Origin of the sequence: Streptomyces sp. NPDC020898 (genome assembly GCF_044333925.1) — a bacterium.
Taxonomy (GTDB): domain Bacteria; phylum Actinomycetota; class Actinomycetes; order Streptomycetales; family Streptomycetaceae; genus Streptomyces.
The window spans coordinates 915,553-934,392 of the sequence record NZ_JBIRRV010000001.1; the positions used below are offsets into that span (position 1 = coordinate 915,553).

An 18,840-nucleotide genomic window follows, 5' to 3' on the forward strand; every position below is an offset into this window, starting at 1 on the left:
CGTGCCTGAATTCGAGTACCGCAAGTCCAGCTACAGCGACCAGACCGCCGAGTGCGTCGAGGTCGCCACCAACATCCCCACCACCATCGCGATACGCGACTCGAAGGATCCTTCGAGCTCGCCCCTCCACGTCCACCCCACCACCTGGGAGGCGTTCCGCACCGCTGTCACAGACGGATTGCCAAAGGGTTAACTTCGAAGGCGTGCGTAGATCACCCGGCTGATCGCTAGCCCATAGACGATAGTGGGGACCAGCCCGACAACGAGGAACAGCCCGCCTGGAATCATCAGCGCTTCCCACCTGAGTTGGCTGGGCAACAGTGCATGTCCGGGTCGTGCAGCGTCGTAGAGCACGGTGACATGGTCGCCCGGCGACAGATCATCTGGGGCCTGGCCGACGTTATCGATGGACGCCCGCATGTTGTGGCCGCCGGTCAGGGCCACGCTGACGAACTTAGCGCTCTGCTTCAGCTGCGGCTTGTTGTAGTCGGCATCGACCACTACAGCCGGAACTTTCTCGGCGTCGTCGAAGTGCAGTCGTGCAGCCACGTTGTCCAGGCCGAAGACGACGCCCACGGCAACAAAGAGCAAACCAAGTGTCAGAGCCAGCGTGTATCCGATGGCTCTGCGGCTTCTTTTCGCTCCCTGAGATCTATGGACACGCCCGCGGCCCACGCCAACGATCTTGTCGCCCCGCTGACCGTCTTGCGTCACGGCTTCCCCCCGTCTTCCTCCCCGCCGGAGACCATCAGGAGGCCGACCAGACGGCCATCGTCGGTCACCGAGATGCCGGCGACGGCGTCAACGGGAACCGTGCACCCGAGTTTGCCGCCAGGGCCGCGAAAGCGCCGACCCATGGGCCACGAAACGGTCGACTGCACGACGCCCCTCTCATCAGGGGGATCGCTATTCTCCCCCTGTACATCGGATGATAGTGACGACCCCGTCGAGCCACGGCGCCGCCGCCGACCCGTTGCGCACTCGTGACATATCCGAATTCTAAGGGCACCACAAGGGCTGCGAATGAAATTCCATTAGCAACCCTCGCACTATCTCACACGAGCATTGACACGGATCCTTCACCCGACACCGAGTGTTTCGTGGATTCGCGCATCAACGTCGCGGACGATCTCAATGAATTCTCCTTCTTCAATTTTCGGCGGATCTCCGGCCAGATGAGACATCGACACCGCGGTCAGCACAGATCCATACCTTGCCCAGTAGTACCACTCAGTACATCCAGACGCACGGTTCCCGTCCAAGCAGATCAAGCGGGTACTCTCGGCGTACAGACCTTCAGGGGCATCGACAAATTTGGGCTTCCAAGGCCACGTTTTAGAGTGGTACTTCTCGGGCGACTGGGCATCAAAAACTTCTTTCGCAAAACTCGCATCCCCGTAAAAGCCGACGAAATGATAGAGGGTGCACTCCGCAGTAGTGTTCCCCAGCCGCGAGTTCCACTAATTCGTCGCATGCAATGTTCGAGAGTCACCTCCGGAACCCGCCACATTCTTTTGGGTTACATATTCACCTCCACATCTATCGTCCACGATCCCTTCAAAAGGAAGGACCATTGCCTCTAGTTTGATGTCGGGCTCAGGAATAGAACCACGGTCCCTGCACCCGGCGAGTACAAAAACTAGCAACAACATCACGCCAGTCGATGCGACACCACCGAATCGGCCTTTCCTTACGGGATTACTTTGTATTCCCACGGGTCACCTCCCCCGGCAACGCCTTGCCATTCAGGTACGGCGTCCACGATCGCTCTATGAAGATCCATTCCCACATTGATCGAAATATCGTCACCGCCACCGGAACCCGACTTCCCAACGGCTTCACCCCCCGCATGTGACGCCGCAACCAGCTCGCCTTTACCGAACCCTGCCGCACGCCCCACGTAGTCGTAATGGATGTTCGACCAGACATCAAAGAGGATCTTCCCTCCATGCCCGTTACCGAGGATGTCAGTTCGAAAATCCGAGGATTCCAGGTGGAAGCACTCAACCAGTTCCCCCTTGCGATCCCATTCACCCCCGATCTGGCCAGATAGCCGAATTCAGCCAGCGCTGTCGCATACCCGAATACACCCTCACTTACCCTGCTCACCACTACCCCACCCCTAGTTCACATGGTTCGCACAGCTAACGGAATGACGCATGCAGCAACCAAGGGAAGTCAAGGAAATATCAAAGGGATCAGAACACTCACGCGCGACATAGACCCCAGGAGCCAACAAAGGGGAACGCGCCAGCACTTGATGATCTTTCACCCTCACACGGAGGGCAGAACATGCACGCCATACAAACGGCGCGATCATGACAGAATCCGCACACCATCCGGCCGTCGACGCCGGTCTTTTTTCAGGGGGAAAAGTCCAATTGACCAGGTTCGGGCGCTTCGTTGTGGCAGCGGCTCTTGTCGCGGTCCCGCTGATCGCAGGCTGCCAGGAAGGCGGCGATGCGGATGTGTCGGCATCTCGCGCAGCATCCGTATCGGCGCGGCCGGCGGCATCGCCGTCGTCGTCCGCGGATCATGGGAAAACTCGCGTAGAGGTGTTGAATGACGCCCGTTTCGCGACGAAGGCCTTTGGTGGGGATCTGTTGATCCACAAGGACCCCCTGAAGCGCGAATGTGTCATCCACGCCACGGCTCTGTCCAAGGACATCCCCGGGAAAGATGAACTGCTGCGCATTGTCGGCCGGTTGGAGCTACGAGGATGGCAACTGGACGGTGAGGCATCCATGACGGAAGGAACCTTCCTCAAATCAGGCAAGTGGTCGATCACCATGGGCGTGGGGCCCATACCCGACGAGGCCAAGACGCAGGCGAGCCCGAACACCGGGGCCCTAGCGTTCTCGGCAACCAGCGCGTGCACCTCGCGCACGCCCGCACCCTCCACGTCGTAGAACCGGGACCCCTCTCCTCCCCCACCGTTCCGCCCTACAGCTCCACCCGCCGCCCCACCCCGATCTCCTCCGCCTCCTGGTCCGACACCACCGCGAACGCCCCGCCCGGTACGCCCGGCAGCGCGGCCACGCGTGAGGCGACGGCCAGGAGGACGGCCTCCGGGGCGCCGGTGACGAAGAAGACGTGCGCCCCCTCGTACTCCTCGCTCTCGTCGTAGTCCTCCGCCTCCTCCAAGTCCGCGAGGAAGTCGTCGATCCGGTCGATCCAGGGGAAGGGGTAGGAGCCCTCGGGAGTGCCGGGGGTTTCCGCCAGGGGTACGTGAATCTCGACGATGGTGTCCATGGCGGTCATCATCACTGGTCGTCGAGCTGTGGACACGCAGCCCCCAGCCCCAGCCCCAACCCCCGGCCCCCACCCCGATCCCGTACGTCCTACCCGCCGTACGCCCAAGTCGCGCGCCCTTGCCTCAACACCCGGCCCCACCACACCACCTGATCCAGCATCACCTTCGCAGCCGCGTCCGGGCCCGACCCCGCCCCGTCCTTCAGGCGCCCCTCGTCGTCGAACGACGCGCCCGCGTTGTGGAACGACACCGTGTCCCGCACTGTCGTCGCGTGGAGTTCTGCGAAGACCTGGCGGAGGTGCTCGACCGCGCGCAGGCCGCCTGCCAGGCCGCCGTACGAAACGAAGGCGACCGGCTTGGCCTGCCATTCCGTGTAGTGCCAGTCGATGAGGTTCTTGAGGCCGGCCGGGTAGGAGTGGTTGTACTCGGGGGTCAGGACGATGAACGCGTCGGCCGACGACAGCTTCGGGGTGATCCCGGCCAGGTGGTCCTTCGTGCCGGTGTCGGACGCGAACGTCGTCGGGAGCGCGGTGTGCGCCACGTCCACGATGTCCGCCACGAGGTCGTCGCGCTTCCCGATCCGGTCCAGCAGCCAGTCGGCCACCACGGGGCCGAACCGGCCCTCGCGGTTGCTGCCGACGACGACCGTCACACGTACAGGCTCAGTGGATGTCTCTGGTGTCTTCATGCGGCACAGCCTCATACCTCAACCTTTCTTCAGGTCAAGTCCCGTTCCCGGCTCCGGCCCGGTCACCCGTTCACACCCCCGACCTCCGTCCTTCGGGTTCTTTCCGCGGCGCTCCGGCCGTACGGCGATGACCTGCCCGGATGTCGATGCGCGGGCCGGTTCCGGGTGGCCGGCGCCACCCGTTCACCGTATTTCTGACGGGGCATCAGCAAGCGCGTCCGGGACTGTGCCACTTACCTCGGTAGCAGAACACCCCGCTCGCAAGCTCTCGGAGGACCAAGCCCGATGCGACGTACCGCCGCCGCCCGTCTGCTGACCGGTACCGCGCTCGCCGTCGCCCTCACGGGACCGGTGGCGGTCGTCGCCGCGCCCGCGCACGCAAGCACCGGCGGCGCTCTGGAGGTGTACCCGGGGACCGTCACGCCCGGTACCCAGGTCACCGTCAACACGACGGCCTGCGGAGCGGGCGGTACCGCAGCCGGTGACGCCAGTGCGGTGGGCGCCGGGGCCTTCGTCCTCGCGCCCAGTACGCACCCTGAGGACGCCGTCGGGCAGTTCCGGGTGCCGCCGGGCGCGCAACCGGGGACGTACGAGATCGTCGCGCGGTGCGATGGGGACGAGGACGGAGGTGGGCGGCTCGTCAGCGGTGATCTTGTCGTCACGCTGACCTCGACCCGGCCGCCCGCGCAGCCCAGGGGGAGTGTGAAGACGGGGGTCGGTGGCGCGCTCGGTCCCGACCCCGTGCAGACCGCGGCCGGCGTGGCGGCTCTCGCCGTCGCCGCCGCGGGCGGTACCTGGCTCCTGCATCGCCGGGCGAGAGGCGACGGGATCTGACGGACACCCTCCGCTGTCCGTCCGCCGGTACCGCACATCCCCTCCCCCTCCGGGCCCGACGCCCCTCGCGGCCCGGAGGGGGCCGGGGCGCAACACCTGGGGGAATCACCAAAGTGAAACAGGGGGCATGGCTTCCAGGAGGTTCGCGTGCGCAGATTCCCCAACCTCGCCATAGCCGTCCTCAGCGTCGCCGCCCTCCTCTCCGGCGCCTGGCTGGTGCGCGGCGGCGGCGAGACGCACTCCCCGCCGCAGCCGTCCGCCGCCGAGGCCCGTACGGAGTCGGCCGCGCCGGAGCCCGCCGCCCCCGCGCTCCCGCCCTCCCCGCCCCTCCGCATCCGCATCCCCGCCGTCCACGTGAACGCCCCGCTGATGGGCCTCGGCCTCACCCCCACCGGCAGCCTGGACGTGCCGCCCGCCGAGCGCGAGGACCTCGCCGGCTGGTACGAGGCCGGCACGGCCCCCGGCGAGACGGGGACCGCGATCGTCGCCGGGCATGTCGACAACGCCGACGGACCTGCCGTCTTCTACCGCCTCGGCGCCCTGAAGAAGGGCAGCGGGATAGAGGTCGAACGGCGCGACGGGAGCACCGCGCTCTTCACCGTCGACGCCGTCGAGGTGTACGACACGGACCACTTCCCGGACGACAAGGTGTACGGGGCCGCGGAACGGGCCGAGTTGCGGGTCATCACCTGCGGTGGCCGTTACTCACCCCGGACGGGGTACGAGGGGAACGTCGTCGTCTTCGCCCATCTCACCGGAAGCGGCCGCTGAGCGCCTCCACGCCACCTGCCTCCCTGGGGGCTCCCGGGACTCCCTCAGCGAGGGGCTGTGACCAGCACTTTCGCAGCCGACGTCAGTCCGTGTAGTGGTACCGAGCCTTGAGGATCTTGACCTGTTTGTCGTCGGCCCGGTAGACGAGGCGGTGTTCGTCGTCGATGCGTCGCGACCAGTAGCCGGACAGGTCTCCCTTGAGCGGTTCGGGCTTGCCGATGCCGTTGAACGGGTCGCGCTGGATTTCGCCGATGAGGCGAACGACGCGGCGCACCATCTTGCGGTCGGTTTCCAGCCAGTGCTGGAAGTCGTCCCAGGCGGCCGGGTCGAAGTTGACGTCTCTCACTCCTCACCGGCCAGTTCCTGGAGTTCTTCCAGGGTCTTCGTGATCCCTGTCTGGCCCGCACGGTCGCGGGCGACGGCCTCCATGAGGCGGCGGGCGTTGGCCGGCGAGCGCAGGAGGTAGATGGTCTCCTGCCAGGCGTCGTAGTCCTCTGCGGACATGAGTATGGCGTCGCCGTTCTTGGAGTGGATGCGTACGGGCGCGTGGTCGTCGTTGACCTTCTTGATCAGGGGAAATAGGTCCCTGCGTGCCTCGCTTGCGGTGAGCGACATAACGACATCCTCTCTCAGCTGGTACTTAATACCGTACCGGACTGGTACGGAAATCCGTACGGGAAGCACGGCGTGATACGCAGGGCGATGTCGCGGTGGCGACGGACACCGACGCGGCCCCTCACTTCTGGCTAAGCCACCCATTCCTGATAGCCCATGTTCGCCACCAGTGCGAACACCACCACCAGCAGCACCACCCGGACGAACCCGCTCCCCTTCTTCAGTGCCGTACGCGCCCCGACCGTCCCGCCGATCAGGTTGAAGACGGCCATCAGCGCGGCCAGCTGCCAGTACACCGTGCCCTTCCAGGCGAAGGTCGCGAGGGCGCCCGCGTTGGTGCAGCAGTTGACGATCTTGGCGGTGGCGGAGGCGGTGACCAGGTCGAGGTGGAGCAGCGCGGTGAGCGCGAGGACGAGGAACGTGCCCGTGCCGGGGCCGATGAGCCCGTCGTAGAAGCCCAGGCCCAGGCCGGCGAACCCGATCGCCGCCAGGGCCCGGCGCGGGGTGACCGGGGTGATCGCCGGGGCCGTACCGAAGGCGGGCCGGAAGATCACGAAGGCGCCGACGCCGACCAGGACGACCATGATGACCGGCTTCAGAACGTCCGTGCTCAGGCCGGCCGCCACGAACGCCCCGGCCGTCGACCCGGCGAGCGCCGCGATCCCGATGCGTACCGCCATGCGTACGTCCACCGGCGCCTTGCGCGCATAGGTCACCGCGGCGCCCGTCGTGCCGACGATCGCGGTGGCCTTGTTGGTGCCGAGTGCGTACTGCGCCGCCGAGGACGTGTCCGGCAGCCCCAGCAGCAGTACGGGGAGCATAAGGAGGCCTCCGCCGCCCACGACCGCGTCGATCCAGCCTGCCGCCAGGGCGGTGAGGCAGAGGGCAACGACCATGGTCAGCGATATGTCGGGCATGATCGCGACCCTATGGAGGGGGTAGGTGCGGGCACCATGGATTTCTGGAACCTTGAGGATCTTCAGAGGTTCGGAAGGGGTTCGGAAGGGGTTCGGCGGGCCTGGAGTCGGGCAGGTAGCGCAGGTCACACACCTCACAGCCGCCCGGCCGCGCACCCACCGAACCCTCACACCCCGCTCGCGCCTCTGCTGAGGGAAGCGTGCCCCCCGGGAAACAGACGTGATGCGGCCGGGTAACACCGGCAACGCACGCTGCTGTACATGACCTCGAATGCGCGTGTGGTGGTGATCGGCGCCGGGCTCGCGGGCGTACGGCTCGCCCGGCGGCTCGGCGAGCTCGGTATGTCCGCCTCGGACGTCGTGCTCGTCGGCGAGGAGGAGCACCGCCCGTACAACAGGGTGCTGCTCGCCGAGGTCCTCGCCGGGCGGTACGCCCCCGAGGTGATCGCCCTCCCCGCGCCGGACCAGCTGGTCCGTGCCCGGGCCGAGCGGGTCGACCGCGCCGAGCGGACCGTGCACTGTTCCGACGGGTCGTCGATCGCATACGAGACGCTGGTCCTCGCGACCGGGTCGAACCCCGTACTCCCGCCGCTGCGCGGACTGTTCACCCCCGACCACGAACTCCCGGAAGGCGTCCACGCGTTCCGCACCATGGACGACTGCCTGGGCCTGTCCAAGGCCGTACGTCCGGGGGCGCGGGCCGTCGTCATCGGCGGCGGGCTCCTCGGTGTCTCCGCCGCCCGCGCACTCGCCGTACGCGGCGCGCAGGTCGTCCTCGCCCAGCAGGGTGAGCGCCTGATGGAACGTCAGCTGGACCCGGGCGCCTCCGAGTTGGTGCTGCGGCACCTCAAGGAGCTGGGCGTCGAGGTGCACACCGAGTGCCGGGTGCGGAACGTGCGCTGCGTCGGCGGCGCGGTCCGCTCGGTCGAGCTGGCCGACGGGTACACCCTCGGCGCCGACCTCGTCGTCCTGGCCTGCGGAGTCCACCCCCGGGTGCGGCTCGCTCAGGACGCGGGGCTCGCCGTCCACAAGGGCGTCCTCGTCGACGACGAACTGCGCACCTCGGACCCGCACATCCGCGCCCTCGGTGACTGCGCCCAGCACCGGGGAACGATCTACGGGCTCGCCACCCCCGCCCTCGAACAGGCCAATGTCCTGGCCGAGTTGATCGCGGGGGAAGCCGGCGGGGCCGGGGACACCGACGCCCGTTACACCGGCACCCGTTCCCTCACCCGTCTCACCCTGACCGACTTCACCGCAGCCAGCGGCAACCCCTTCGACCTCGCCGCCTTCGGCGAGCCGACCCCCCGCCCCGGCGACGACGTCATCCAGCTCGCCGACGCCACCCGGGGCACCTACCGCAAGGTCGTCGTCCGTGACGACCGGCTGGTCGGCGGGGTGCTCGTCGGTGAACTCGGCACCGTCGGCGCCCTCGCACGCGCCTGGGAGGGAGCAGAGCCGCTCCCCACTGACGGCGGCCCCCTGCTCCACCTGCTCACCAACGATGGAGGCTCCTAATGACCGCCACTGATGGGGCCACCCCCACGATCGTGCTCGTCGGCCACGGCATGGTCGGCCAGCGCTTCCTCGAAGCCCTCGCCGAGCGCGGCCTGACCGCCGCCCACCGTGTGGTCGTGCTGTGTGAGGAGCCGCGTCCGGCGTACGACCGCGTGGCGCTCACCTCGTACTTCTCGGGCAAGACGCCCGAGGACCTGTCGATGACCGACATGGCTTTCATCGAGGAACACGGCATCGAGCTGTACATCGGTGACCCGGCGGAGTCGATCGACCGCGAGGCGCGCAGGGTGACCGCCCGCTCCGGTCTCGTCGTCGACTACGACGTCCTCGTCCTGGCGACCGGCTCCTACCCGTTCGTGCCGCCGGTCCCCAACAAGGACGCCGAGGGCTGCTTCGTCTACCGCACGATCGACGACCTCCTCGCCATCGAGGAGTACGCGAAGACCCGTACGACCGGTGCCGTGGTCGGCGGCGGTCTGCTCGGTCTGGAGGCGGCCGGTGCCCTGAAGGGGCTCGGACTCACCTCCCACATCGTGGAGTTCGCGCCGCGCCTGATGCCGGTGCAGGTCGACGAGGGCGGTGGCGCGGCCCTGCTGCGCACCATCAAGGACATGGGTCTGAGCGTCCACACCGGTGTGGGCACGCAGGAGATCGTCGTCGGTGAGGACGGCGCGGTCACCGGTATGAAGCTGTCCGACGGTTCCGAACTCGCCACCGAACTGGTGGTGTTCAGCGCCGGTGTCCGCCCCCGCGACCAGCTGGCCCGCGAGTCCGGGCTGACGGTCGGCGAGCGCGGCGGCATCGCGGTCGACGAGCAGTGCCGTACGGTCAACGACCCGCACGTCTTCGCGATCGGCGAGTGCGCGCTGGCCTCCGACGGCCGGGTGTACGGCCTGGTCGCCCCCGGTTACGAGCAGGCGGAGACCGCGGCCGCCGCCATCGCCGCGGACGAGGAGGCCGAGGAGCTGACGTTCACCGGCGCCGACCTCTCCACCAAGCTGAAGCTGCTCGGCGTGGACGTGGCCTCCTTCGGCGACGCCCACGGCACCACCGCGGACTGCCTGGACGTCGTCTACTCCGACTCCCGCTCGGGTCTGTACAAGAAGCTGGTCATCGGCCGCGACGGCAAGCTGCTCGGCGGCATCCTGGTCGGCGACGCGGACTCGTACGGCACCCTGCGCGCGTTCACCGGATCCGTACCGCCCGTCTCCCCCGAGTCGCTGGTGCTCCCGGCCGGCTCGAGCGGTGGCGCCCAGCTCGGCCCGTCCGCACTCCCGGACGAGGCGGTCATCTGCTCCTGCCACAACGTCACCAAGGGCGCGATCCGCGGCGCGGTCACCGACCACCAGTGCACGACCGTGCCCGAGGTGAAGAAGTGCACCAAGGCCGGTACGGGCTGCGGCAGTTGCGTCAAGGTACTGGGCCAGCTGGTCACCGCCGAGCTGGAGGCCAGCGGCGTCGAGGTCGACAAGGGCCTGTGCGGCTGCTTCTCGCAGACCCGCGAGGAGCTGTACGAGATCGTCCTCGCCCTGCGCATCAACACCTACCAGGGCCTGCTGGACCGCTACGGCCGTGACACCGCCCAGGGCGGCGACGGCTGCGACATCTGCAAGCCGGCGGTCGGCTCGATCATCGCCTCCCTCGCCCCGACCATCGGCGCGAGCGGCTATGTCCTCGACGGCGAGCAGGCGGCGCTCCAGGAGACCAACGACCACTTCCTGGCCAACCTCCAGAAGAACGGCTCGTACTCGGTCGTCCCGCGCATCCCCGGCGGTGAGATCACCCCCGAGGGCCTGATCGTGATCGGTGAGATCGCTCGCGACTTCGGCCTCTACACGAAGATCACCGGCGGTCAGCGGATCGACATGTTCGGCGCCCGCGTCGAGCAACTCCCGCTGATCTGGACCCGGTTGGTGGACGCGGGCTTCGAGTCCGGCCACGCCTACGGCAAGTCCCTGCGCACGGTGAAGTCCTGCGTCGGCCAGACCTGGTGCCGCTACGGCGTCCAGGACTCCGTCCGCATGGCGATCGACCTGGAGCTGCGCTACCGGGGGCTCCGCTCCCCGCACAAGCTCAAGTCGGCCGTCTCCGGGTGCGCCCGCGAGTGCGCGGAGGCCCAGTCGAAGGACTTCGGCATCATCGCCACCTCCAACGGCTGGAACCTGTACGTCGGCGGCAACGGCGGCGCCACCCCGCGCCACGCGGACCTGCTCGCGCAGGATCTCGACGACGCCGAACTGATCAAGCTGATCGACCGGTTCCTGATGTTCTACATCCGCACCGCCGACCGCCTGGAGCGCACGTCGACCTGGCTGGACCGGCTCCCCGGCGGCCTGGACCACGTACGCGACGTGGTCGTGGAGGACTCCCTCGGTATCTGCGAGGAGCTGGAGTCCCTGATGACGGACCACGTGTCGCACTACGCCGACGAGTGGGCGACGACCATCAACGACCCCGAGAAGCTCTCCCGGTTCGTGTCCTTCGTGAACGCCCCCGACACCCCCGACCCGGTCGTCGGCTTCGTCCCCGAGCGCGACCAGATCAAGCCCGACCTGCCGCTGCTGTCCATCGGCATGCGCCCTGCTGAAGACGTCCTGGAAGGAAGCGCCCAGCGATGACCCTGGCCCCCGAGACCACTGACCTGAAGGTCCAACTCCAGCTGGCGGACGGCTGGTTCACGGTCTGCGACCTGAGCCATCTCCTTCCCGGCCGTGGCGTGGCGGCGCTGCTGCCCGACGGAAACCAGGTCGCCCTGTTCCGCGACCGAGCGGGCAAGCTGTACGCCATCGACAACCGTGACCCGTTCGGCGGCGCGGCGGTCCTCTCCCGCGGCCTGCTCGGCTCGAACCAGGGCCGCCCGTTCGTCGCGTCCCCGCTGCTCAAGCAGCGCTTCGACCTGGAGTCGGGACGCTGCTTGGACGACGACACGGTGAGCGTGGCGACGTACGAGGTGCGGACCTCGTAGGACGCCTGCCGCTTGATGCTCGACAGCGCCGGCTACGCCTTCAGTCCGTCGTACGTCACCCCGGTGAGCTCCTCGGACGCGGACCAGAGGAGTTCGCCGGCACGGTCGTTGAGCGTCCAGGAAGCCCGCCAGGACTTCGCGGGCGAGCCGCGCCACCCCAGGAACGAGGGGCCGATGAACGCGTCGGGCCGTACGTCGGGTGCGGTGGCCGCGTACAGCGTGGGCAGGGCGCCCGCCTCGGCGGACTGGGCGAAGTACCGGTTGCCGATCTCCATGAACCGTTCGGCGCCCTTGCGGCCCTGCATCTTCGGTGCGGCGGTCTGGAGGTTCGTGGCGGCGTACCCGGGGTGCGCGGCGGCCACCACGACGTCGGAGCCGATCGCGGCCAACTTGCGCGCCAGCTCGTGCGTGAAGAGCAGGTTGGCCGTCTTGGACCGCGCGTACGCGGTCCAAGGCCGGTAGTTGCGCTCGCTGTTGAGGTCGTGGATGTCGATGTTGCCGAGCGCGTGGGCGGTGCTGGAGAGGTTCACGATCCGGGCGCCGGGCGTACCGAGCAGCGCCGGGAACAGCAGCCCGGTGAGCGCGAAGTGCCCGAGGTGGTTGACCCCGAACTGCGTCTCGAACCCGTCCGCCGTCGTCCCGTACGGCAACGCCATCACGCCCGCGTTGTTGACGAGCAGATCGATCCGCTCGTACGGCCACGTGGCCGCGAACTCCCGTACGGAGCCCAGGTCTGAGAGGTCCAGCCGACCGAACTCGGCGATGGCGTCCGGCACTTCGGCCATCAGCCGGTCGATCGCCTCGTTCCCGCGCGCCTCGCTCCGGCACGCGAGCACCACCCGCGCCCCGCTGCGCGCCAGTTCCCGCGCGGTGACGTACCCGAGGCCGCTGTTGGCGCCGGTGACGACGGCCGTGCGGCCACTCTGGTCGGGGATGTCCTGTGCGTTCCAGCCCGACATGTCGGGGTTCCCTCCATCGGCAGATCGGCAGATCCAGGTACGAGTCCCAGACTGCGCCGGAAGGGCCCCGATGGCCAGTCCGCTGCGGGTCGGCATCGATTCTGGCGCCCCCAGGGCTCAGGGCTTGCGGCCCACGCCGCAGAAGGCGTCGACGGCTGTCGCGGGAGCGGCCGACCGGGAGTCCGGGCGCCACTCGGGTACCTGGACGACACCCGGGTCCACCAGGTCGAGGCCGTCGAAGAACCCGGCGATCTCGCCGATGCTGCGCACGTAGTACGGCACGGCGCCGCTCGCGTTGTACGCGTCCGAGGCGGCGATCATGCCCTCGCTGGTGGCGGTGCTGTCGCTGATCACCAGGTGGCTGCCCGACGGAAGGCCGGCCATGAGCCGGTTCACCAGGTCGCGCGCCCGGTCGTACTCGGCGACATGGCCGAGCGTGTTGAGGATCATCAGGGCGACCGGCTTGGAGAGGTCGAGGGTGTCCGCCGCCGCTTCGAGGACGGTCTCGGGCGCGTACAGGTCAGCGTTCAGATAGACGGTCCGGCCCTCGGGGGTGCTGCTGAGCAGGGCGTCCGCGTGGGCCAGCACGATGGGGTCGTTGTCGACGTACACGATCCGGGCGTCCCGGGCGGCGCGCTGCGCCACTTCGTGGGTGTTGTCGGCGGTCGGCAACCCGGTCCCGACGTCCAGGAACTGACGTACGCCTCGCTCGTCGGCCAGATACCGGACGGCGCGGCCAAGGAAGTGCCGGCTCGTGACCGCCACATCGACGAGACCGGGGAAGATCTCCTTGATGTGGTCCCCGATCTCCCGGTCGACCTCGTAGTTGTCCTTGCCGCCGACGAAGTAGTTCCAGAAGCGGGCCGAGTGCGGCTTGGAGGTGTCGATGTGGGCGCGGGGGCGGGCGCCGGTACCGGCTGAGGGGGTGGGGTCGTCGTCTAACACGGCAGGGCCTCCGATGTTCCGGTGCTGATGATCAGAGACCAACGTAGGTGAACTTGTGTGCCCCTCCGGGGAGTTGTGAAGACCCGCGTTCACACACCGCATGGTTCCGGCCACACCCTTCTCAGCGCAGGAGCGGTGCGCGCTCCGCGTGGGCATGCGCGTAGGTGTCGGGGACGGGTCCCGTGTCCAGGTAGAACCACTCGGCGTCGGGGCCCGGGCGCGGCGGCATCAACGTCCCCTCGATCGGGTCAGGAGAGGCCGTCTCCGCTTCCTTCGCCTCCGAGCCCGGCATCAGCAGTTCCACCTGTGTCCCCAGCCCTCGCTGCTGGGCGGCGAACTCCTCGACCTGGTTGCGACAGGCGTGGTCCAGATGGGTCACGCCGGTCAGGTCGAGGCAGATGCGGGGCTTGCCCGACGCGGCAGCCGCCTCCAGTGCCTCGATGACCTGCGGCAGCCGCAGGAAGGTGGCGTTGCCCGCCATGACGACCCTGGCGACGCCGTCGCCGTCGTCGCCGTCGAGGTCCTGGCGGATGACGGTCCGGGACATCCGCAGGGCGGCCAGCACCACCCCGGCGGCGAGGCCGATGAGCACACCCTCCAGCAGCGCGGTCGCCACGATCACCAGCGTGGTGATCGTCATGACGGCGAACTCGCCCCGGTCCTGGCGCCACATCTTCGGGAACTCCTCGGGCGCGAACAGCTTCCAACCGCTGTGCACGAGGACTCCGGCGAGCACCGAGATCGGGATCAGCGCGAGTACCTGCGGCAGCAGCAGCGCGAAGGCGAGCAGCCAAAGGCCGTGCAGCGTACGGGAGATGCGGGTCGTCGCACCGGCCTGCACGTTGGCCGAACTGCGCGCCACCACCGCCGTGATGGGCAGCGCGCCGAGCAGTCCGGCGACCGTGTTCCCGGCGCCCTGGGCGACGAGTTCGGCGTTGTAGCGGGTGCGCGGCCCACTGTGCATACGGTCGACGGCCGCCGCCGTGAACAGGCTCTCCGCCGAGGCGATGACGGTGAAGGTGAGGATCGCGGTGAGGATGCCGAGGTCGGCCAGACCGGCCAACTGCTCGGTCCCCAGCACCTGTACGGACGACAGCAGGTTGCCCACCTGGAGTGTCTTCACATCCACGCCCGGCAGCGCGGCGACACCGATCCCGATCCCTACGGCGACCAGCGCGGCCGGGACCTTCTTGACCGGGCCCGGCATCTTCTTCCAGAGGAAGCTGAGCACGATGGTGACGACACCGAGCGACGCGGCGATCAGCGCCTGGGGATTGGTCAGGACGTCCGCGAGCAGTCCGGGGACGCCGGCGATGTTCTCCAGCGGGGTGCCGGGGGCCTTGGAATCGGACATCGGGTACAACTGGCCGAAGATCAGGGGGAGTCCGATGCCGGCCAGCATGCCCTGGACGACGGCGAGCGAGATGGCCTGGAACATTCGGCCGAGCCGTACCAGGCCGAGGATGATCTGGAGGATCCCCGACCCGAGCACGATCACGCCGAGCATCGCGACGCCGAACTCCAGGACGGTCTCCGCGACCAGCGCGGCGAGTCCGGCGGCGGGCCCGCTGACCTGGAGGGTGCTTCCCCGGGCCGCCCCGACGACCAGCCCGCCGATGACCCCGGAGATGATCCCCAGCTCGGCGGGCACCCCGGACGCGACGGCAACACCGATGCAGAGCGGCAGCGCCACGAGGAAGACGACGAGGGATGCGGTGATCTCCGTACCGAGGTTGACGCGCCCGGCTCCTCCTGCTCGACCGGCTCCTCCGGCTTGCCCGTCTCCTCCGGTTCCTCCGGCTTCCCCCGCTCGTCCGGGAGCCGAACTCGGCTTGCGCAGAGAGGTGGTTGGAGCCGGAGCCTTCGGCCGCGTACGGGTACGGGTGCCCAGCGCATGGCGGGCGTGCTGACCGCTCATGCGGCGTGCACCCGGAAGCGGTCGTCGTCGTCCAGTTCGTACAGCCGACCGGTGTCGATCTCGTAGTACCAGCCGTGCAGCCACAGCCGGCCCGTGTCCAGCCGCTGCCGCACCACCGGGTAACTCCCCAGTACGGCAAGCTGGTTGACGACATTGCGCTGCGCCACCTCGGGCAGCGTCGACGGGTCGTCGGAGGACTCGGTGAGCACCGGGGCCAGTTCGGGGCGGGCCAGTTCCAGCCAGGCGTCCACGCCGGGCAGCGCGGACAGGTCGTCGCCGGACTTCAGCGCGCCCATCGCTCCGCAGTGGGAGTGGCCACAGACGACGAGATGCTGAACGCCGAGCACCTCCAGTGCGTACTCGATGGTGGCGGCCTCGCCGGAGGCCACGCCGTACGCGCTGTGCGGCGGGACGATATTGCCCGCATTCCGCAGCTCGAATATCTCGCCGGGCCGTGCGCCGGTGATCAGGGCGGGTATGACCCGCGAGTCCGAGCAGGTAATGAACAATACCTCCGGACATTGCCCTTCGGCCAGTTTCCGGTATTCGCCGCTCTCGAAGTCCACATGCCGTTTGAACGACCGGGCGCGGTCCAGTAACGCCTTCATGTTCCCTCCAGCGAGCGTCCGACACAGGGTGCCTGACATGGGGTTTTGCCTGCCACCATGAACGCTAGAGGAGCGTTGGCCAGAGGAAGGTTAGAGGAACACTAAATCGGGACCAGGTTTCCCACAGTTTTCGGACGGACACTCCCGCTCGGACCCGTGAGGGGCTTTTCACATTGGCCTGGATCCGCTCGGCACGGGATTCGGACGTCTTGTAGCGTGTCGACCTCAGGAATTCATGGGCGCCGTGGGAGTGGGAGACAGGACGTATGGGCGTACGGGTGCTGCTCATCGAGGACGACGAGACGATCGCCGAACCGCTGGCCGAGGGCCTGCGGAACTTCGGACTGACGGTCGTGCACGTCGCCACCGGCGCCGAGGGGCTGAGAGGGCCGCACGGCGACGTCGTCCTGCTGGACCTGGGCCTGCCGGACATGGACGGCATCGACGTGTGCCGGGGCATCCGCCAGACCTCCGAGGTCCCGATCATCATCCTCAGCGCGCGCGGCGAGGAGGCCGACCGGGTCCTGGGCCTGGAACTCGGCGCCGACGACTACTTGGCGAAACCATTCAGCCTGCGGGAACTGGTGGCGAGGGTGCGCGCGGTGACCCGGCGGGTACGACGTCCGGAACTCCCGTACGCCCACGACCCGAACCCGAACCCGTACCCGTATCCGACGACGGCTCAGGAACCGGTCGCCGTCACGTCCGAGGTTCCCGTGTACGCGACGTACGAGGTTCCGGTGCCCGCGCCTCCCTCATCCGCTGCCTCATTCGCTCCCGCGCCCACTCTCCCATCGACTGCCTACGAGACGGACCAGGCACACCAGGCGTACGAGGCATACGAATCGTTCGACTCGTACGCCTCGCAGGATGCGCCCCCCGCACCCGAGCCGGCCCCATCCCCCGGCCCCCTCGTGGTGGACCGGCGCACCCGTCAGGTGTGGGTCGGCGAGACGACCGTCGCGCTCACGCCCAAGGAGTTCGAGCTGCTGGCGCTGCTCTCCGAGGACCCGGGGGCCGTGTACTCGCGGCGGCAGATCCTCACCCACGTCTGGGACACCCACTACCAGGGGCCGACCAAGACCCTGGACGTCCATGTCGCCACGCTGCGCCGGAAGTTGGGCAACCCGGCGTGGATCCAGACTCTGCGCGGAGTCGGTTTCCGACTCGCCGTACACACCCCCGGGCAGGGACAGGGGCCGAGAAGGCCGGGCTTCGGCCTCTCCGAACCACCCGAGGCCGCGGCCTCATGACCCGCCGTCTGCTGCTGAGTTACCTCAGTCTGGCCGCCCTTGTGCTGCTCGGCCTGGAGATACCGCTGGGCATCGTCTATTCACGGGCCGAGCGGGAGCGGATCGTCAACTCCGCCAACGAGGAGGCCGAGTCGGTGTCGGCGTTCGCCGCACTGTCCCTGGCGGCAGGGCGTTCGGACGAGCTGGCCGCTCGGGCCGCGCACTGCGCTCAGCGGATCGGCGGCCAGGTGTTCATCGTCGATGCGAGTGGTCGACTCATCGCCGCGTCACACCAGTTGGCGGACGCGGGGGAACAGGAGCTGGCGGCTCGCCCGGAGGTGGCGGCCGCGCTCGACGGCACGGCGACGACCCATGTCCGTACGTCCACGATCGGCGGGGTGCAGTATCTGTCCGTGGCGTCTCCGGTCGGTCAGGAGACCGGAGAGGTGGAGGGCGCGGTACGGATCACGCTCCCCACGGAGATGGTGCAGGCCCATGTGCAGCAGGTGTGGCTGCTGCTGGCCGCCGTCGGACTCGGGGTACTGACCGCCGTGGCCGTCGTGGCGTTCGCGGTCGCGCGCTGGGCCGGGCGTCCGATCCGTGAACTGGAGCGCGCCACCCACGAGTTGGCGAACGGCTGCGCGGCGACGCCGGTGGCGGTCACGTCGGGCCCGCCCGAAGTGCGCAGTCTGGCAGCCGCGTTCAACCGTACGGCCGCCCGTCTCGCCCATCTCCTCGCTTCCCAACGGGCGTTCGCGGGCGAGGCCTCGCACCAGCTGAAGACTCCGCTGGCCGCGCTGCGGCTGCGTCTGGAGAACCTGGAGCCCGACATCGCCCAGCACGCCCGGGGGAGCCTCACCGCCGCGATGACAGAGACGGACCGGCTGGCCCGGATGGTCGAGGGGCTGCTGGCGATGGCACGGCTGGAGGAGGATGCCGCGATCCCCGGCCCGGTCGACCTGGTCGGCGTCTGCGCGGAACGGCATGGGACGTGGGCCCCGTTGTTCGAGCAACAGGCGGTGTCACTGGTCCTGTTCACGGACGGTTCGGGTCCCGTGGGCCCGGCGCTGGCGGTGCCGGGAGCGGTGGAGCAGATCATCGACAACCTGCTGTCCAACGCGCTACGGGCCTCGCCGGCCCACAGCACGGTGGCCATGGAACTCCGCGCGTCCAGCCCTTCACCCCTTCGCCGCCCGCATCTCCCGCATCTCCCTCACCTCAACCACCGTGAGAACCGGTCCACTTGGATCGACCTGCACATCACGGACGAGGGCCCCGGTATGACGGCGGACCAACGCGGCCGCGCCTTCGACCGCTTCTGGCGTGCGCCCGGCGCCCCCAAGGGCGGTACGGGCCTGGGCCTGGCCCTCGTACAGCGGCTCGCGCTCGCGAGTGGCGGCGAGGCGAGTCTGCGGGAGGCGGCAACGGGCGGCCTGGACGCGGTGGTTCGGCTGCCGTTGCCCCAACGGATGCTGCAGGGGCAGGCGTTCGGCGGCAGGACGGGCACGGGCGAGGGACAGGGCCCGGAGGTACGGCGACGGCAGGCGTCGGCGCTGCGCGCGTAAGGCAAACGTCTGCCGGCCGGGCCACCATGAACGACCGCCAACCCGACATCGC

The 18,840-nt window shown here is 68.6% G+C and carries 21 protein-coding genes; 9 read left to right on the forward strand and 12 right to left on the reverse strand.

Going from position 1 to position 18,840, the window contains the following annotated elements:
• Position 1 precedes the first annotated feature (1 nt).
• On the forward strand, positions 2–193 hold the full coding sequence (locus ACH4TV_RS04065) for a DUF397 domain-containing protein (protein ID WP_398393968.1): 192 nt from the start codon (positions 2–4) through the stop codon (positions 191–193).
• On the opposite strand, the gene ACH4TV_RS04070 is transcribed toward ACH4TV_RS04065, so the two are convergent.
• From ACH4TV_RS04070 to ACH4TV_RS04080, 3 genes are all read right to left on the reverse strand, one after another.
• Positions 190–714: a DUF3592 domain-containing protein gene (locus ACH4TV_RS04070; protein WP_398393970.1), complete on the reverse strand. Its 525-nt coding sequence runs from the start codon at positions 712–714 to the stop codon at positions 190–192. The two genes, ACH4TV_RS04065 and ACH4TV_RS04070, sit on opposite strands and share 4 nt — an antisense overlap.
• Positions 715–1,079: 365 nt before the next feature.
• The gene (locus tag ACH4TV_RS04075) at positions 1,080–1,202 is read right to left on the reverse strand and encodes a hypothetical protein (RefSeq protein ID WP_398393972.1); all 123 of its coding nucleotides are present in this window, start codon (positions 1,200–1,202) and stop codon (positions 1,080–1,082) included.
• Positions 1,203–1,690: 488 nt separating this feature from the next.
• Positions 1,691–2,059, reverse strand: coding sequence for a polymorphic toxin type 44 domain-containing protein (locus ACH4TV_RS04080; RefSeq protein ID WP_398395344.1), 369 nt, complete (start codon positions 2,057–2,059; stop codon positions 1,691–1,693).
• 259 nt (positions 2,060–2,318) lie between these two features.
• Between ACH4TV_RS04080 and ACH4TV_RS04085 the strand changes: the two genes are divergently transcribed.
• The gene (locus ACH4TV_RS04085; protein WP_398393974.1) at positions 2,319–2,909 is read left to right on the forward strand and encodes a hypothetical protein; all 591 of its coding nucleotides are present in this window, start codon (positions 2,319–2,321) and stop codon (positions 2,907–2,909) included.
• A 34-nt stretch (positions 2,910–2,943) separates the two neighbouring features.
• Here the strand turns inward: ACH4TV_RS04085 and ACH4TV_RS04090 are convergent, their stop codons facing one another.
• Both ACH4TV_RS04090 and ACH4TV_RS04095 read right to left on the reverse strand, forming a co-directional pair.
• Positions 2,944–3,252: a hypothetical protein gene (locus tag ACH4TV_RS04090; protein WP_398393976.1), complete on the reverse strand. Its 309-nt coding sequence runs from the start codon at positions 3,250–3,252 to the stop codon at positions 2,944–2,946.
• A gap of 89 nt (positions 3,253–3,341) precedes the next feature.
• Positions 3,342–3,956 carry an NADPH-dependent FMN reductase gene (locus tag ACH4TV_RS04095; protein ID WP_398393978.1) on the reverse strand — a complete coding sequence of 205 codons (615 nt, stop codon included), beginning with the start codon at positions 3,954–3,956 and terminating at the stop codon, positions 3,342–3,344.
• Between the two features lie 270 nt (positions 3,957–4,226).
• Between ACH4TV_RS04095 and ACH4TV_RS04100 the strand changes: the two genes are divergently transcribed.
• Both ACH4TV_RS04100 and ACH4TV_RS04105 read left to right on the forward strand, forming a co-directional pair.
• The gene (locus ACH4TV_RS04100; protein WP_398393980.1) at positions 4,227–4,775 is read left to right on the forward strand and encodes a hypothetical protein; all 549 of its coding nucleotides are present in this window, start codon (positions 4,227–4,229) and stop codon (positions 4,773–4,775) included.
• A gap of 147 nt (positions 4,776–4,922) precedes the next feature.
• Entirely contained in the window at positions 4,923–5,546 is a 624-nt protein-coding gene (locus tag ACH4TV_RS04105; RefSeq protein WP_398393982.1) for a class F sortase, read from the forward strand.
• Positions 5,547–5,628: 82 nt separating this feature from the next.
• Here ACH4TV_RS04105 and ACH4TV_RS04110 read toward each other — a convergent pair whose 3' ends face one another.
• The 3 genes from ACH4TV_RS04110 to ACH4TV_RS04120 form a co-directional block, all read right to left on the reverse strand.
• A complete protein-coding gene (locus ACH4TV_RS04110; protein WP_398393984.1) occupies positions 5,629–5,892 on the reverse strand; it encodes a Txe/YoeB family addiction module toxin in 264 nt (87 codons plus the stop codon).
• Entirely contained in the window at positions 5,889–6,161 is a 273-nt protein-coding gene (locus ACH4TV_RS04115; RefSeq protein WP_398393986.1) for a type II toxin-antitoxin system Phd/YefM family antitoxin, read from the reverse strand. Before ACH4TV_RS04115 ends, ACH4TV_RS04110 begins: the two co-directional genes overlap by 4 nt.
• 131 nt (positions 6,162–6,292) lie before the next feature.
• Complete coding sequence (locus ACH4TV_RS04120; protein ID WP_398393988.1) at positions 6,293–7,078, reverse strand: sulfite exporter TauE/SafE family protein; 786 nt, start codon at positions 7,076–7,078, stop codon at positions 6,293–6,295.
• Positions 7,079–7,339: 261 nt separating this feature from the next.
• Here ACH4TV_RS04120 and ACH4TV_RS04125 point away from each other — a divergent pair, with 261 nt between their 5' ends.
• From ACH4TV_RS04125 to nirD, 3 genes are read left to right on the forward strand one after another with little or no spacing between them, the layout of a single operon-like run.
• Positions 7,340–8,596 (forward strand): NAD(P)/FAD-dependent oxidoreductase, encoded by a 1,257-nt coding sequence (locus tag ACH4TV_RS04125; RefSeq protein ID WP_398393990.1) that lies wholly within the window; start codon positions 7,340–7,342, stop codon positions 8,594–8,596.
• Positions 8,596–11,214 (forward strand): nitrite reductase large subunit NirB, encoded by a 2,619-nt coding sequence (gene nirB / locus ACH4TV_RS04130; protein WP_398393992.1) that lies wholly within the window; start codon positions 8,596–8,598, stop codon positions 11,212–11,214. The genes ACH4TV_RS04125 and nirB overlap by 1 nt, the downstream gene beginning before the upstream one ends.
• Complete coding sequence (nirD, locus tag ACH4TV_RS04135) at positions 11,211–11,561, forward strand: nitrite reductase small subunit NirD (protein ID WP_398393994.1); 351 nt, start codon at positions 11,211–11,213, stop codon at positions 11,559–11,561. The genes nirB and nirD overlap by 4 nt, the downstream gene beginning before the upstream one ends.
• A 32-nt stretch (positions 11,562–11,593) precedes the next feature.
• On the opposite strand, the gene ACH4TV_RS04140 is transcribed toward nirD, so the two are convergent.
• The 4 genes from ACH4TV_RS04140 to ACH4TV_RS04155 form a co-directional block, all read right to left on the reverse strand.
• Positions 11,594–12,520, reverse strand: a complete 927-nt coding sequence (locus ACH4TV_RS04140; RefSeq protein ID WP_398393996.1) for an oxidoreductase — start codon at positions 12,518–12,520, stop codon at positions 11,594–11,596.
• Between the two features lie 117 nt (positions 12,521–12,637).
• Positions 12,638–13,465 carry an SAM-dependent methyltransferase gene (locus ACH4TV_RS04145; RefSeq protein ID WP_398393998.1) on the reverse strand — a complete coding sequence of 276 codons (828 nt, stop codon included), beginning with the start codon at positions 13,463–13,465 and terminating at the stop codon, positions 12,638–12,640.
• Between the two features lie 121 nt (positions 13,466–13,586).
• Complete coding sequence (locus ACH4TV_RS04150) at positions 13,587–15,383, reverse strand: SulP family inorganic anion transporter (RefSeq protein ID WP_398393999.1); 1,797 nt, start codon at positions 15,381–15,383, stop codon at positions 13,587–13,589.
• Positions 15,380–15,991 (reverse strand): carbonic anhydrase, encoded by a 612-nt coding sequence (locus ACH4TV_RS04155; protein WP_398394001.1) that lies wholly within the window; start codon positions 15,989–15,991, stop codon positions 15,380–15,382. The genes ACH4TV_RS04150 and ACH4TV_RS04155 overlap by 4 nt, the downstream gene beginning before the upstream one ends.
• A gap of 266 nt (positions 15,992–16,257) precedes the next feature.
• On the opposite strand from ACH4TV_RS04155, the gene ACH4TV_RS04160 reads away from it, so the two are divergent.
• Entirely contained in the window at positions 16,258–17,244 is a 987-nt protein-coding gene (locus ACH4TV_RS04160; protein ID WP_398394003.1) for a response regulator transcription factor, read from the forward strand.
• Complete coding sequence (locus ACH4TV_RS04165; protein ID WP_398394005.1) at positions 17,241–18,788, forward strand: sensor histidine kinase; 1,548 nt, start codon at positions 17,241–17,243, stop codon at positions 18,786–18,788. Before ACH4TV_RS04160 ends, ACH4TV_RS04165 begins: the two co-directional genes overlap by 4 nt.
• Positions 18,789–18,840 lie beyond the last annotated feature (52 nt).